The 12,286-nt window shown below is 63.7% G+C and carries 16 protein-coding genes; 5 read left to right on the top strand and 11 right to left on the bottom strand.

Annotation, left to right across the window (positions count from 1 at the left end):
• Positions 1-45: 45 nt before the first annotated feature.
• Positions 46-711 carry a lysoplasmalogenase gene (locus tag VOI18_RS06495; RefSeq protein ID WP_323761584.1) on the top strand — a complete coding sequence of 222 codons (666 nt, stop codon included), beginning with the start codon at positions 46-48 and terminating at the stop codon, positions 709-711.
• Between the two features lie 95 nt (positions 712-806).
• Here the strand turns inward: VOI18_RS06495 and rpoH are convergent, their stop codons facing one another.
• The 3 genes from rpoH to VOI18_RS06510 form a co-directional block, all read right to left on the bottom strand.
• On the bottom strand, positions 807-1,694 hold the full coding sequence (rpoH, locus tag VOI18_RS06500; RefSeq protein WP_323761585.1) for an RNA polymerase sigma factor RpoH: 888 nt from the start codon (positions 1,692-1,694) through the stop codon (positions 807-809).
• A gap of 180 nt (positions 1,695-1,874) precedes the next feature.
• Complete coding sequence (locus VOI18_RS06505) at positions 1,875-2,264, bottom strand: DUF6768 family protein (protein WP_323761586.1); 390 nt, start codon at positions 2,262-2,264, stop codon at positions 1,875-1,877.
• Between the two features lie 25 nt (positions 2,265-2,289).
• Positions 2,290-2,850, bottom strand: a complete 561-nt coding sequence (locus VOI18_RS06510) for an RNA polymerase sigma factor (RefSeq protein ID WP_323761587.1) — start codon at positions 2,848-2,850, stop codon at positions 2,290-2,292.
• Positions 2,851-3,012: 162 nt separating this feature from the next.
• Here VOI18_RS06510 and VOI18_RS06515 point away from each other — a divergent pair, with 162 nt between their 5' ends.
• The gene (locus VOI18_RS06515; protein ID WP_323761588.1) at positions 3,013-4,002 is read left to right on the top strand and encodes a hypothetical protein; all 990 of its coding nucleotides are present in this window, start codon (positions 3,013-3,015) and stop codon (positions 4,000-4,002) included.
• A gap of 3 nt (positions 4,003-4,005) precedes the next feature.
• Complete coding sequence (locus VOI18_RS06520) at positions 4,006-4,668, top strand: hypothetical protein (RefSeq protein WP_323761589.1); 663 nt, start codon at positions 4,006-4,008, stop codon at positions 4,666-4,668.
• 6 nt (positions 4,669-4,674) lie between these two features.
• On the opposite strand, the gene VOI18_RS06525 is transcribed toward VOI18_RS06520, so the two are convergent.
• From VOI18_RS06525 to VOI18_RS06545, 5 genes are all read right to left on the bottom strand, one after another.
• Positions 4,675-5,076, bottom strand: coding sequence for a hypothetical protein (locus tag VOI18_RS06525; RefSeq protein WP_323761590.1), 402 nt, complete (start codon positions 5,074-5,076; stop codon positions 4,675-4,677).
• Between the two features lie 100 nt (positions 5,077-5,176).
• Positions 5,177-6,238 carry a DUF481 domain-containing protein gene (locus tag VOI18_RS06530; protein WP_323761591.1) on the bottom strand — a complete coding sequence of 354 codons (1,062 nt, stop codon included), beginning with the start codon at positions 6,236-6,238 and terminating at the stop codon, positions 5,177-5,179.
• Positions 6,239-6,373: 135 nt separating this feature from the next.
• Entirely contained in the window at positions 6,374-6,838 is a 465-nt protein-coding gene (locus VOI18_RS06535; RefSeq protein ID WP_323761592.1) for a hypothetical protein, read from the bottom strand.
• Positions 6,839-6,972: 134 nt separating this feature from the next.
• On the bottom strand, positions 6,973-7,563 hold the full coding sequence (locus tag VOI18_RS06540) for a hypothetical protein (RefSeq protein ID WP_323761593.1): 591 nt from the start codon (positions 7,561-7,563) through the stop codon (positions 6,973-6,975).
• A 76-nt stretch (positions 7,564-7,639) separates the two neighbouring features.
• Complete coding sequence (locus VOI18_RS06545; protein WP_323761594.1) at positions 7,640-8,134, bottom strand: GFA family protein; 495 nt, start codon at positions 8,132-8,134, stop codon at positions 7,640-7,642.
• Positions 8,135-8,299: 165 nt separating this feature from the next.
• Here VOI18_RS06545 and VOI18_RS06550 point away from each other — a divergent pair, with 165 nt between their 5' ends.
• Positions 8,300-8,665 carry a hypothetical protein gene (locus tag VOI18_RS06550; protein WP_323761595.1) on the top strand — a complete coding sequence of 122 codons (366 nt, stop codon included), beginning with the start codon at positions 8,300-8,302 and terminating at the stop codon, positions 8,663-8,665.
• Positions 8,666-8,782: 117 nt separating this feature from the next.
• On the opposite strand, the gene VOI18_RS06555 is transcribed toward VOI18_RS06550, so the two are convergent.
• Positions 8,783-9,211 (bottom strand): hypothetical protein, encoded by a 429-nt coding sequence (locus VOI18_RS06555; protein WP_323761596.1) that lies wholly within the window; start codon positions 9,209-9,211, stop codon positions 8,783-8,785.
• A 132-nt stretch (positions 9,212-9,343) separates the two neighbouring features.
• Positions 9,344-9,721: a hypothetical protein gene (locus VOI18_RS06560; RefSeq protein WP_323761597.1), complete on the bottom strand. Its 378-nt coding sequence runs from the start codon at positions 9,719-9,721 to the stop codon at positions 9,344-9,346.
• A gap of 658 nt (positions 9,722-10,379) precedes the next feature.
• Here VOI18_RS06560 and VOI18_RS06565 point away from each other — a divergent pair.
• Positions 10,380-10,730 (top strand): endonuclease domain-containing protein, encoded by a 351-nt coding sequence (locus tag VOI18_RS06565; protein ID WP_323761598.1) that lies wholly within the window; start codon positions 10,380-10,382, stop codon positions 10,728-10,730.
• 993 nt (positions 10,731-11,723) lie between these two features.
• Here VOI18_RS06565 and VOI18_RS06570 read toward each other — a convergent pair.
• On the bottom strand, positions 11,724-12,248 hold the full coding sequence (locus tag VOI18_RS06570; RefSeq protein ID WP_323761599.1) for a hypothetical protein: 525 nt from the start codon (positions 12,246-12,248) through the stop codon (positions 11,724-11,726).
• Between the last annotated feature and the right edge of the window lie 38 nt (positions 12,249-12,286).

Genomic DNA, 12,286 nt, shown 5'->3' on the forward strand with positions numbered 1-12,286 from the left:
ATGCGAGCCAGTCTAGCGTGGGTTCATCTGTCGAGGGGAGACCGGATGACACTGCTCACAAGCGCACTGCCGCAGGATCGCACCGACCGGATCCTCCTGATCGCTTCGGCGATCCTTGCCCTGGTCTACCTGGTCGACACGTTCGGCGTCTCGGCGCCCTTCCCGCTCAATGTGGTGATCAAGGCGACCGGCGTCGCCCTGCTGGCCCTTTATGCGGTGCGGCAGAAACACCTCGTTCTTGGCGCCGGACTGGCACTCGGGGCGCTCGGCGATGTCTTCCTGGCGCTCGATCAAAGCGTGCTGCCGCTGGGCATCGCCGCCTTCGGCCTGGGTCATCTGGTCTACATCTGGCTGTTTGCCCAATGGCGCTTCAAGGCCGGCGCGCGCGGTGGAATGAGCCGAATTCTGGCTCTGCTCATCGCGGTTCTAGGCCTGGCCATGCTGAACTGGCTGCAGCCCCATTTCGGCGAGCTTCGGGTCGCGGCCTCGGTCTATAACGGCATCATCCTGGTCATGGCCGTCCTCGCCATACTCGGGCGTGCGCCCACCCTCGCCATGATCGGCGCGCTCTTGTTCGTCGTCTCAGACAGCGTTCTTGCCGTGCGCCTGTTCGCCGGCGAGCTGGACTGGGCCGGACCGGTGGTCTGGATTTGCTATTATCTCGGTCAGGCCGGGATTGCGCTGGGTCTGGCGCGGGCGAAACTGCCGTAATGGCAGACTGACAGTCCGACAGAAAAAGGCCTGCCAGTCCCATCACGGACCGGCAGGCTCTTGTTTGTCTGGCAACGTGGCAAGGGCTGAACCGGCTAGTTCATCAGGCCCTGTTCGCTGGCCATGGCCTTCATGGCCTTTTGCAGCTTTTCAAAGGCCCGCACCTCGATCTGACGGATGCGTTCGCGGCTGACGCCATAATGATCGGCCAGTTCTTCCAAGGTCTTGGGGTCTTCCGACAGACGGCGTTCCTGCAGGATATGCTGTTCGCGTTCATTGAGCTCGCCCATCGCCGACTGCAGCAGCTGCATGCGTGTATCGAACTCATCGCTCTCGACCAGCTCGTCTTCCTGGCTCTCGGCATTGTCGTCGGACAGCCAGTCCTGCCACTGGCCCTCGCCCTCGGTCCCGCGCAGCGGCGCATTGAGCGAGGCGTCGGGTCCGGACAGGCGGCCATTCATCGACATCACCTCATCATGGGTGACGCCCAGCTTGGTAGCGATGGCCTCGACCTGATCAGGCTTCAGATCACCTTCATCCAGCGCCTGCATCTGGCTCTTCATCCGGCGCAGATTGAAAAAAAGCTTTTTCTGGGCCGCCGTCGTGCCCATTTTCACCAGCGACCAGGACCGCAGGATGTATTCCTGGATCGAGGCGCGGATCCACCACATGGCATAGGTGGCCAGGCGGAAACCCTTGTCCGGGTCGAATTTCTTGACCGCCTGCATCAGGCCGACATTGCCCTCGGAGATCACTTCGGCGATCGGCAGGCCATAGCCGCGATATCCCATGGCGATCTTGGCCACCAGGCGCAGATGAGACGTCACGAGCTTCTCGGCCGCGCCACTGTCCTCATGTTCACGCCAGCGCTTGCCGAGCATGAACTCCTCGTCCTTCTCCAGCATCGGAAAACGACGGATTTCCGACAAATAGCTCGACAACCCCTGTTCGGGTGAGAGCGTCATTGAAACTGCATTGGCCATGACACGTATCCTATCCCATCGAGGCGCCAACCGACATGCGTCATTTGCACGTCCCCCGGCGCCTCGTCCGAGACCTATTTGGGGAGCCAATCCACCGAATGTAACCCCCTCACGCCGCTGTGATGCGAATGGCTGTCATTCGTGAATGGTTGAGCGGGTTACTCGGGGATTGTGGCGGCGCTACACGCTCTCCCGTGCGTGTCCACGCGCCAGCTGAAGCTCGACGCGTTTGAGTTCGCGCAGGATGCGGTTGTTCTGCATCTGAAGACCCAACCCGCCTTTCATGAAGAGGCCGACATTGACGGCCACGATGACGCCGACGCCCCAGCGCATGGTCATGATCGGGTCAGTTGCCTGGAACATTTTCCAGGCCGCGAAGATGGCCAGGCCGGCGCCGATGATATTGACGACATAGGCGACCCACATCACCCAGGCCAGCTTGCCACGGAACAGGCCGAACGCCTGGGCGAAATAGCCGGGCTCCTCGGCAAGGTCGCCGAGAACGGCGCGGTCATCGGCGTCGAGAGCTTCAAGGATCAGACGATCGAGGTCTTCGGTCTTGGTGGTCATGACGATCTCCTTTTCACGATCCGGGTCAGTCCCGGGTCGGGTTGAGCACGGCCGCGAGCTTGCGGCGTGCATGCATGAGACGGGTTTTCACAGTGCCCGCCGGTGTTTGTGTGATGACGGCGATCTCGGCGACCGAGAGACCGTCCTGGTGATAGAGGGCCAGTGCCACGCGCTGGTCATCCGGCAAGGCGGTCATCGCCATTCGGATGGCGCCGGTATCGGCGGCCGTCTCGGCGGCCTGTTCGCCGTCGACCGAAGCCCCGCCGATCTCGGCCGCATAGGCCTCGGCGGTGCGCCGGGTCGATTGTCGCCCGCGAATCTCGGCGGCACATTTGCGGGCGACAATACGATAGGCCCAGGCCGGGAAGGCGGCCGGCTCGCGCAACGAACCAAGACCGCGAAGGATGTCGCACCAGGCGTCCTGCATGATGTCGCGCGCCGGATCGACCTCGCCGATCAACCGGCCGGCATGGCGCGACAGGTCGGCGTGCCAGAGGCGACACAGGCGATCGAGCGCCTCCCGGTCGCCGGCATGCGCCGAAACGATCAGGAACTCCGACAGGACGCGCTTGCGGTCACGTTGCATGATGTCTCCCGGTGCCATGCCAGAGGGCGGCATTCACGGACTAGGTGCGCACGGGTCGGAAATTGGTTCAATGCCTTGCGGTGGCCTGAAACCGGACAACCAACCTTCAGTTGTTAAACTCGCCCGTAAAGCGTAGTGTGGGGCAAATCGAGGGAGGCTTCCATGCGTGGCATTTTGACCAGTGTATCCGTATCGATAGGACTTCTGGCGGGCTGCACCACGCTCGATGGGCCACCGCCGCCGCCCGTGGCGCAGACGACCAACGATTGCGACACAGACGGTGTGACCGTCGGTACCGATGACTGGCGCGCCGCCCGGCTTGACTGTGACATGTCCACCATCGCGGCCCGGTCGGCCGTCTACCGTCAACGCTATGTCGAGATTACAGGCGAGCGCAGCCTGCTGGACAGGTTCTCCCTGGCATCTGCCTTCAGCCTGGCCGGCTTTGGCCTGTTTGGCGCCCACGAGGACAATCTGCGGGCCGCAACATTGGGGCTCGGTGGCTCGACCGTCATGCGCAATGGACTGAACCAGGCCGAGCAGGCGACGATCTACTATGCCGGTGCCCGCTCGATGAATTGCTATACGCTGGAAGCCATGGCCGTCCTTGACGGTTTCAACGCCGGTGACAGTGCCGGCATGGCCAGCACTTATTCATCGCTCGCCGAGCTTGTTGTCCTGGCGGAATACGCCACGCCGGGAACACCTGACACCGGAACCGCAAACGAAACCGCCGCCCGGGCCGCCGAGCTGGCGAGGCGCGACGCATTAATCGCGCGCGCAAATGAACTTCGACCCGAACTGCTCTCGGCGTACAGCGCCTTGCGCCGGTTCCCCAATTCAATGTCTGTCAGCTGGCAGGCCGCCGACGGTCATATTCATGACCGCCTCGCGGCACAGGCTCCCGATATCGCGGCGCTGATCGCAGCGGCCCGCGCGCTGGACACCCCGGAAACTCCCCCGCCTTCAGCGCCCTCTGACGACAAAGGGGAAACCGAGGGCGAAGCGGGCCTGACGGACGGCGGGCCGCCATTGGCCACCATCCTGACCGGACTCGCGAGCGGCATCAGTGCGGCCGAACGCTACATCGCGGCTGATTACCCGGCCCGCGTGACCCGACTGGGTGAGTGCCTGGCCATGGCCACGCCCTAGCCCATGGCCAGCAAGCCCGCTGATTTCCTGCGTCCCGGTTCAAGAAAATGGCGCAATGGCGTGACGGTCCGCTACGGCTTCTTGATGCAGAACCCACCGACCTGGATGGAACGGCAGGACATCGAGGCGTTTGCCGCGGCCCTGTCGGAATGGTTGCAACCGCCCTGCGGCCTCCACCTCGAACACACTACCCGCCTGTCCGACGCCCAAGTCCGGGTCCGGGTCAAGCTGACCGCCCCGCTGCGCTCCCGTGTCGGAACCGAAGCTCTTGAGGTCACGGAGCTGGGCAAGCCGACCGTCACCTTCAATCGTCATCTCAACAGCAAGGCCGGGCGTCTCATGGCGCTGCACGAAATCGGACACATCCTCGGATTTCACCATGAGCACCAAAGCAGGCGGGCCGCGCTCGGGTGGAAGGAGCCGGCAACAACGGCGCACTTCAGGGCGATGGGTTGGTCGGATGCCGTCATCCGCAAGAATGTGTTCGCCCCGCGCGACGGCCGGATTTCCGGACCCGACTGGGACCCCGCCTCGATCATGCACTACCCGTTACCGGCCGGACTCCTCACCAAGCCGGAAAGCTGGGCAGGCAAGGCCATCCCTCAGGCGAACGGGATCTCGGCGGCCGATCACCAGGAAGTCCTCGCCTGGTACCCGCCGCTCTGACCCACCCTAACCCGATTTCGGCAGGCTCTTGTGGAATTGCAGGTAACCGCGCTCGACCATGCGGCGCATGGCTTCATAGGCCTCGGAAAGCTCTTCATAGGCGGACCGCAGCAGTTGCAGGCGGGCCACTTCCTCGGCGGACATGGGCGAGCGTGAGCGCGCCGCCGACATGGCCGCATCAACCCAGGCCGACCGCGCCTTCGACGATGACAGGGCGAGATTCTGGAAATCCTCGATACCGACATGATGGATGGTCTTGGCAATCACCGCCTGATTGGCGGCAAAAACCGTGTAGTCGATCTGTTCGAGATGGCCGCGCCGCTTTTTCTGTTCGGCGGGGTCCTCGACCAGGTCAGGCTCGAAATGATCGGATACGCGGCGATAGCTGGAAGTCACGATCTTGCCCATGGCGACACCTCCTCAATGGGTATCAAGGGACAAGTATCGCCGATCAGGCCTTAACGGGCGGTTTCACCCCGAGCCGGTGCAACCAGGCGGGAAACCCCGATCAATCAAAAGAATAGAGCAGCGACACGTCCAGCCGAATATCAGTCGGTTCAAATCCGGCCCGCTCCTCGAACTCATGCTCGATCCGCAGACCGGTCTGCACCGCCCAGTCACCGAACAGGCGGTTGGTCAGCGTGAAGCGCTGGTCGACCCGCGAACCGCCGCCCACGAAAGCCGTCGTCTCCGAGCCGAAATTCGCCGTTTCGGAAATCGTGTAGTGAAAGCTCGACCCGGCCTCGCCGACCCAATCGGTGAGGGTTTCGCCCGTCACCCCGGCCTCGCGATAGCGCTGACCCGCACCCGCGCGCAAAACCCAGTTCGCTTTCGGCGTCTCGACCGCGTGCCAGATCCCGCCACCGGTCAGGAAAGCCGATCGGGCATAAATGCCGATCAGGTCACGCTCATAGGACCCGCCACCATAATAGCCGACCCCGCTGTCGAGTTCGCGCGTGGCCCGCAACTCCACCAGCCAGTTGTCACGCGTGGTACTGGTTGCGCTTTCCGACAGGAAATATTCGAACTGGCTGTCGATGCGCCAGCCCCGCTCCAATTCCCGGTCAAGCTCGATGGCAAAGGAAAAGTCGGTCAGCTCGGAATTGCCGCGTTCCAGCTGGATGCCGGCGCGGACATGACCGGCCCAACTGTCATCTGTCAGCTGACGGATCGGACCGGCGAGCCAGCTTCCCGATCCGTCCGGCGCTTCGCCGAGCACGACCGGAGACCCGCCGAGGTCCCGGTGTTCAGCCGCCGGATGCTCCGCGACCTCTGTGGCCTCGGGGACAGCAGGAGCCGGAGACGGGTCCGGCAGGGGCCAGTCCGCGACTGCGCCGGCACGGCTTGGGAGTTCGGCGAGGATATGGGCGTGAACCGCCGCCCGGCCGCCCTCGACAAGGACCGAAACCATGTCGGCGGTCTCGAGAAAGCGGTCGTCATCACTCTGGCGATCCGCCGCTTCTGCCAGCAAAGCGGCATAGGCTTGCGGCAGGTCAGCTTTCGCGGACGCCGGAAACGCTGCCATCAGCAAGAACGAAGCGGCCAGGACGGCCGGTGTGCGAAGTCCCATCATATCAATCCCGATCAGCGGCAGCCCGGTGACTGCAAATGCGCCATCACCGGGCCTAGGCATTCGGTCTTAACAAATCGTGGGTTGGGGCGTCACCCGCCTCTTACCAGCTGGCGGGCGTTGTCCGGCCGTGACCTATTCAACGCGGACGATGTCCCAGTCTTCCAGTTGCCCCGAGCCGCCCAGCCAGCAATCCCAGCTGTCATACTCCGAGCTCCCGCCCTCGATATTCTCGCCAATCGGGTAGTCCGGCCATTCATGGCAATAGGCGGCATTATCGCCCGACATTTCGTACGGGTCCTCGTTGAACCGATCGACAAAAACCGACCAGGACCCGTTGGCATTGGCATTGTACCAGCCATCCGACGGCGCTTCCTCGCCGGTCGGATAGACCAGGCCGGTGACGGTGATGTCGATACCCTCGCCGTCGCCCCGGCCAAAGCGGATGGTCGCGGTCTGTCCGTGAAAGTCACGGTTGGACTCCGTGCCGGTGGCCTCGAACACCTGACCGCCCGGCCCATCGCTCGCCAGTGCCGCCGTCGCGCCGCCCGTCAGGGCCAGGGCGAGGGTCATCGCCGTCATCAATCCGGTCCGCATCATGTTATCAGTCCCCGTTTTTCCAGTCGCCCCGTCGGGAGCGCTCTTTCAAGCGGCTGAATAAGCGATGGGTTTTAAGATACCGGTGCGAAGGTCGGTAAAATTCGATCCATCGCGACCGGTCAAGCCGATCCGGCTCAGCTGGCCAGACGCCCGCGACGCACCCAGTCAAAACACATCGCGTAACCGATCAGGATCAAGACCCAGCCGGCCACATTGTACCACTGGGTGCCGAACAGCATGACCATCGATCCGACCACCACCAACAGCGCGCCGATACGTGACACCGACAGGTAGGACAGGCAGGGCAGCACCACGGCGGTGACGAAGATATAATTGGGCCCGAAAGTGATGAAGGGCGACCACACCGCCGGCGTGCCGATCAGCTGGCGGGCGACGGTATTCTCCATCTCGCCATTGGGCAGGGCCCAGAACACGAAATCGAGCACGCACATGCCGATCAGCGCGGTGATGCCGGCATAGAGGAGCGGTATGGTCAGCCAGTGGATATTGCGCCAGGGCAAGCGTCCGGCGAAGGGCAGCATCATCACGCCGCCGACCAGCAGCGACCAGTGGGCAAAGTCGATCGGACGCTGTGCCTCGACAAAGTTCTGACCCTGCCGCAGCAGGACCTGACCGATGATATACAGCACCAGCCCGGCCAGCCACAGGGCCCGCTCGCCAAGGCGCGGAAACTCCGCCTGTCCCGATGTCGCCTGGATGATCATGGACCGTTCTCCCCGTCCGGTTGTGGCGGCACACTAGCGAGGCCGTCATTGCACCGGAAGGTGGCATGAACAGCGGTCAGCGGGCCGCGCCCAGCCGCCGTGTCCCCAGCCGGTCGAACCGGTCCAGCGCCGCCTGCGGCCACTCGGCCTGCATGTCGTAGAATACCGGGAACTGCCGTGCCGGCTCGGGGATCGGCGTGAACGGCAAGGCCGAGCGGGTGAAGATGTGGACGTCCGGCGGGCAGCGTTCCGGCTCGTCCAGCGTGGCAACGCGGATGAAGACCATCACCTCGCGGCGTCCATAATCGCTCCACACGGCATTTCCGCATGAGCCGCAGCGCCAGATATCGTGCGGCTTGCCGCTGCCGGTCGCCTGCTCGTGCCGGACCGGTACGCCCGAGACCAGCTCGACTTCGGACCGTTCGATCAGGGCGTTGATGGCATAGGGCCCGCCGGTCTGCTTGCGGCAGTCACGGCAGTGGCAGGCATGGACGAACATCGGATCGCGGCGCAGGCGATACCGCACCTCGCCGCAAAAGCAGGCGCCGGCATGGCTGTGTGTCTCTGTCATTGTGTCACTGTCATGATGTCATCCCCGATCATCCTTGCACGACTGTGCGGAGCAAACCGCAACCTGTCCAGCTGCCACGGCCCGCGACCTTGCGCCGCTCCACCGGTGGATTGGCGCGGCTCGCCAATCCATCTATCCAGTGTCTGACCGCCTTTGGAGAGCGCCATGACATACGCAACGGGGCAGGCCTGGAGCCTGAAGAACATCGACGAGCCGGACGCCCGCATCGTCATCGGCCGGATCGAACCGGCCGCCCAGCTCGACGGTCAGACGGTCATCCATTGCACCATCTTCGATGCCGTGATCGCCGATACCGGTGACGGCACGGGTCCCGGCCCGCTGACCTTCGGCCACATCCCCTTCACCGAAGCGGCCTTCGCGGCCTCGGTCGATACGCTGATTGACAACAAGGCAGCCACCGCCGAGGCTTTCGACGAAGGCTATTACCAATGGGCCGAAGCCATGGGCGGTGCCTTCAGCGGCACCGTCGCCGCGACCCTCGCCGACGTCCTCCAGGGCGCCCGCGACTGAGACGGCAAGATCAGGCGGGCCGGGGCGCAGTCCCGAGCCATAAACCCCTTGCCAGCAAGGGAACTCAAGGAGTCCAGTGCCAGCTCGAAAAATGGTGTGTGCCCCTGTTGTTCCCCGCTATTCGATACGCGTGATTTCCCACGACATCGCGCCGCCGTCCGGGCCTAGCCAGCACACGCCGGTCGCTTCCCAGCCCCCGCCGACTGACTCGATGTTGGCGCCAATCGGATAGTCCGGCCAGCTGCGGCAAAGGGGGCGTTCGCCCCAGGGGTCCATCCAGAAGATGTCAGCGTCGACATAGATTTCCCCATTCGACTCTCCACCCCACTCCGAGGTCCAGGGGTCGTCGCCCATCGCGTCCTGGATACCCGAGACCGTGACCTGCCCGCCGGCCTCGAAACGGATCGTCGCGGTATCTCCAACGCGGGCAAGGTCGGTATTGCGCGTGGCGACGGCCTGGAAGGTCTGGCCGGCCGGGCCGTCCTGCGCCACGGCGGCGGGAGCGAGCAGGCCAAGGGCGATGCCGGTGATGACGAGTGTTTTCATGGGTCTGTCCTGAAACCGTTGAGTGTCGGCATCACGTCTAGCGCCACAGAATTAAGATACGGTCAGCGGGTCGGGCCACTTTCTGGCCATCGCGGGCGAGCGTCCAGCCGTCTTCATCCTGACGCCGGATGATCAGGAAATGCGCCCGAGCCCGGGAAGCGTCGTCATCTGGTCAGCGAAGGGCTCCAGGATAAACGCCTCAGCCTCCTCCTGGGTCATGTTGCCGGAGGCCGCATCCTTGATCTGCTCCAGCCTGTCGATCCAGATATTGCCGCGGCGCACCGGCGGCATGGATTTGAGCAGGGCGGTCGCGGTGCGCACGGCCTGTGCCGTCTCGCCGGCGTGATATTGCTGGTAGAGGCATTGCACCATCAGCTTCAGCGCCGCGTGTTCATAATTGGCGAGGACAGCGTCGAACGCGTCCGCCTCTTCGCTGACGGCGTTGGTGTCCCAGGCATGGCTGGCACCCAGATAGCGCTTGGCCGCGCGTGGCGTGTTGTGTCGTGTCATGGAGAGATCCCTTGTTGTGAAGCCGCGCGGTCTCACAATTGAGCGCACAGGTGTGCGCGCTTCGCGCGGCAATCGCCGAAGTGATGGGAGGCAAGCGGGATGCCGGCGATGCCGGTAACCGGTAATGGGTATAGCGCGTGACATCGTGACATCCCGCCTGGCGGAGTTTTCCCGGGCTGTCTCCACCCCGTTTCCAATCCTCACACGTACTCGGGTCGGTCGTTTAGTGCCCTCGGACGCGAAGAGAGGACGCCCTGCCAGCGCTCACGATCGTCACATCGATCGCCCGGACAGGCTCCGCTCGCTCCCGGGCAATCGTGACGTGGCCATCGCCTCCCGTCCCGGGAACCGCTGGCGATTATGGGGGCTGTCGAGAGGGGGGCGGACAAGTTGGTGCGGTTTTTTCGGGTTTTGCTGTGTTTGCGGGAGGTTAGGCGCGCGCACAACGGGGATAGGCAGGTCCTTCCCCTTGATGGGGAAGGTGGGCCGGCGCGAAGGGCCGGGTCGGATCGGGTGAGACGCGCAGCGTTCCGGCACCCACCTCCCATCACCCACTCCGTCTCGCCCTGACGGGCGATCCACCTCGCCTTGTCCGGGCGAGGACCGGGTGCGAGCTGGATCACAGGCGGCGCGTCATCGGCTGTGCTTTCCTCGCCGCATGAAGAGTCCGCTCACCCAACGCGCCCGTGCCCTGCGACAGGACATGACGCCGCATGAAGTCCGGCTCTGGGCCTGCCTGCGGGCCTGGCGGAGCGAGGGCATCAAGTTTCGGCGGCAGGTCACGCTGGGTCGCTACATCGTCGACTTCGCCTGTTTCCGCCCCAAACTCGTCGTCGAACTCGATGGCGGACAGCACACGCTGGACGACCATGCCGCCAAGGACGCCCGGCGCGATGCCTGGTTGCGAAGCGAAGGCTTCATCGTCTTCCGGGCCTGGAACCATGAGGTCGATGACGATATCGACGCCGTCCTCGACGCCATTCGCGCCCTGGTCGATGCCAAGCGCTAGGTCCTTCCCCTTGATGGGGAAGGTGGGCCGAGGCGCAGCCTCGGGTCGGATCGGGTGAAACGCGCCAGCGTTCCGGCACCGGCCTCCGATCACCCACTCCGTCTGGCCGCTACGCGTCCAGCCACCTCGCCCATCAAGGGCGAGGGCCCAGTGACCCCGGCGCAGCAATTTCTGCCAGGATAAGATATGGAAAACACAGAACAGGTCCTTCCCCTTGATGGGGAAGGTGGCCCGAAGGGCCGGATCGGGTGAAACGCGCCAGCGTTCCGGCACCAACCTCCCTCCACCCACTCCGTCTGGCCGCTACGCGTCCAGCCACCTCGCCCATCAAGGGCGAGGACCTCACGCGCCCGGGGGCAGACCGGGCCATAAACCCCTTGCCAGCCAAAGGGTCTCAGGGGATGAGCGGGGTCAAGGGTGAAACCGCGAAGCGGCGGATGAGGGGGATCAGCGCCCTGGCACCGGGATTTCCCCCTCACCCGGCCTCCGGCCACCCTCTCCCAAGGGAGAGGGAAAGACGCGTCTCTTTCTGTGCCGGCAAGGCGTGCGCAGGCCAGACGAGGGGGATGCCTTCGTCTATCGGTCCCGGCTCTGCGGCCGGGAAAATGGGGCGTGTGGAACCACCCTTCCCCGTCATCCTGACGAAGGTCAGGACCCAGTTCATAGAGCGAACTGCCGCCAGTCCCGTACAGATCCGGTTTTGCCATCTGGGTCCTGACCTTCGTCAGGATGACGGTTGGGAAGGACCAGGTCAGCCCGGAACGGACGCGCCCCGGCGCAGACCGGGCCATAAACCCCTTGCCAGCCAAAGGGCCTCAGGGGCTAAGCGGGGTCAAGGGTGAAACCGTGAAGCGGCGGCACCAGCGAAGCCCGAAAAACGGGAACCGGTTTTCAGATAAAGCCGAGCGAACCGGGAGCCGCCCTTGACCCCGCTGACCCGCTGAAGCGAAGACTCGGCATGGGGTTTGAGTGGGGGGGAAGCGCGAACATGCACTACGCTCTCGATACTTTGTCATATGCATCCAAGTCATCGAGCCATATCCGAATCTGGTTCCAGACAGCTACCAGCACCTCAATCACTGGCTGCCCCTCAAATGGGGCTTCGGGCCAACGTGGAGCGTTAAAAACAACGTCGCCCCACGGATATCCACTCGCAGAATGGCGCTCAAGCATAGCGATTGGCTTGTATGGGTGCGCGGCCCAACTGTCCTCCCCATGAGCGACTCGATCGCGTTCCTTCTTCAGCAAATCGTAGATTGGATCGGGCTCGATGGTCGCTCGAAAGTACGCCAATTGATTGGTGTTAAGAATCACATCGGTCGCTCCATCCGAGTTTCGAAGCGCCTCTATCGATCCTCGAGCGAACACGAAGAAAGCTCCATAGTACAGCATCAGCGCTGTTTGATCCTGATCATCGCTGGTGGCCAGTTCACGGTACCGACACAGCGCATATTTCGCCGAGCCGCAGTACGCCCGCGCGGCGGGAATGCCCCTCCGTTTCTCGGTGCAATCTCCCATAGCCAACTATCTTCTACCGCGCAGAGTTAATTCACCGG

Origin of the sequence: Maricaulis sp. (assembly GCF_034670125.1) — a bacterium.
Taxonomy (GTDB): Bacteria; Pseudomonadota; Alphaproteobacteria; order Caulobacterales; family Maricaulaceae; genus Maricaulis.

Bases quoted from the DNA above. Each gene is read 5' to 3' on its own strand.
- VOI18_RS06495 (WP_323761584.1), top strand. From the start codon at position 46: ATGACACTGCTCACAAGCGCACTGCCGCAGGATCGCACCGACCGGATC.
- rpoH (WP_323761585.1), bottom strand. From the start codon at position 1,694: ATGGCCAATGCAGTTTCAATGACGCTCTCACCCGAACAGGGGTTGTCG.
- VOI18_RS06505 (WP_323761586.1), bottom strand. From the start codon at position 2,264: ATGACCACCAAGACCGAAGACCTCGATCGTCTGATCCTTGAAGCTCTC.
- VOI18_RS06510 (WP_323761587.1), bottom strand. From the start codon at position 2,850: ATGCAACGTGACCGCAAGCGCGTCCTGTCGGAGTTCCTGATCGTTTCG.
- VOI18_RS06515 (WP_323761588.1), top strand. From the start codon at position 3,013: ATGCGTGGCATTTTGACCAGTGTATCCGTATCGATAGGACTTCTGGCG.
- VOI18_RS06520 (WP_323761589.1), top strand. From the start codon at position 4,006: ATGGCCAGCAAGCCCGCTGATTTCCTGCGTCCCGGTTCAAGAAAATGG.
- VOI18_RS06525 (WP_323761590.1), bottom strand. From the start codon at position 5,076: ATGGGCAAGATCGTGACTTCCAGCTATCGCCGCGTATCCGATCATTTC.
- VOI18_RS06530 (WP_323761591.1), bottom strand. From the start codon at position 6,238: ATGGGACTTCGCACACCGGCCGTCCTGGCCGCTTCGTTCTTGCTGATG.
- VOI18_RS06535 (WP_323761592.1), bottom strand. From the start codon at position 6,838: ATGATGCGGACCGGATTGATGACGGCGATGACCCTCGCCCTGGCCCTG.
- VOI18_RS06540 (WP_323761593.1), bottom strand. From the start codon at position 7,563: ATGATCATCCAGGCGACATCGGGACAGGCGGAGTTTCCGCGCCTTGGC.
- VOI18_RS06545 (WP_323761594.1), bottom strand. From the start codon at position 8,134: ATGACAGAGACACACAGCCATGCCGGCGCCTGCTTTTGCGGCGAGGTG.
- VOI18_RS06550 (WP_323761595.1), top strand. From the start codon at position 8,300: ATGACATACGCAACGGGGCAGGCCTGGAGCCTGAAGAACATCGACGAG.
- VOI18_RS06555 (WP_323761596.1), bottom strand. From the start codon at position 9,211: ATGAAAACACTCGTCATCACCGGCATCGCCCTTGGCCTGCTCGCTCCC.
- VOI18_RS06560 (WP_323761597.1), bottom strand. From the start codon at position 9,721: ATGACACGACACAACACGCCACGCGCGGCCAAGCGCTATCTGGGTGCC.
- VOI18_RS06565 (WP_323761598.1), top strand. From the start codon at position 10,380: ATGAAGAGTCCGCTCACCCAACGCGCCCGTGCCCTGCGACAGGACATG.
- VOI18_RS06570 (WP_323761599.1), bottom strand. From the start codon at position 12,248: ATGGGAGATTGCACCGAGAAACGGAGGGGCATTCCCGCCGCGCGGGCG.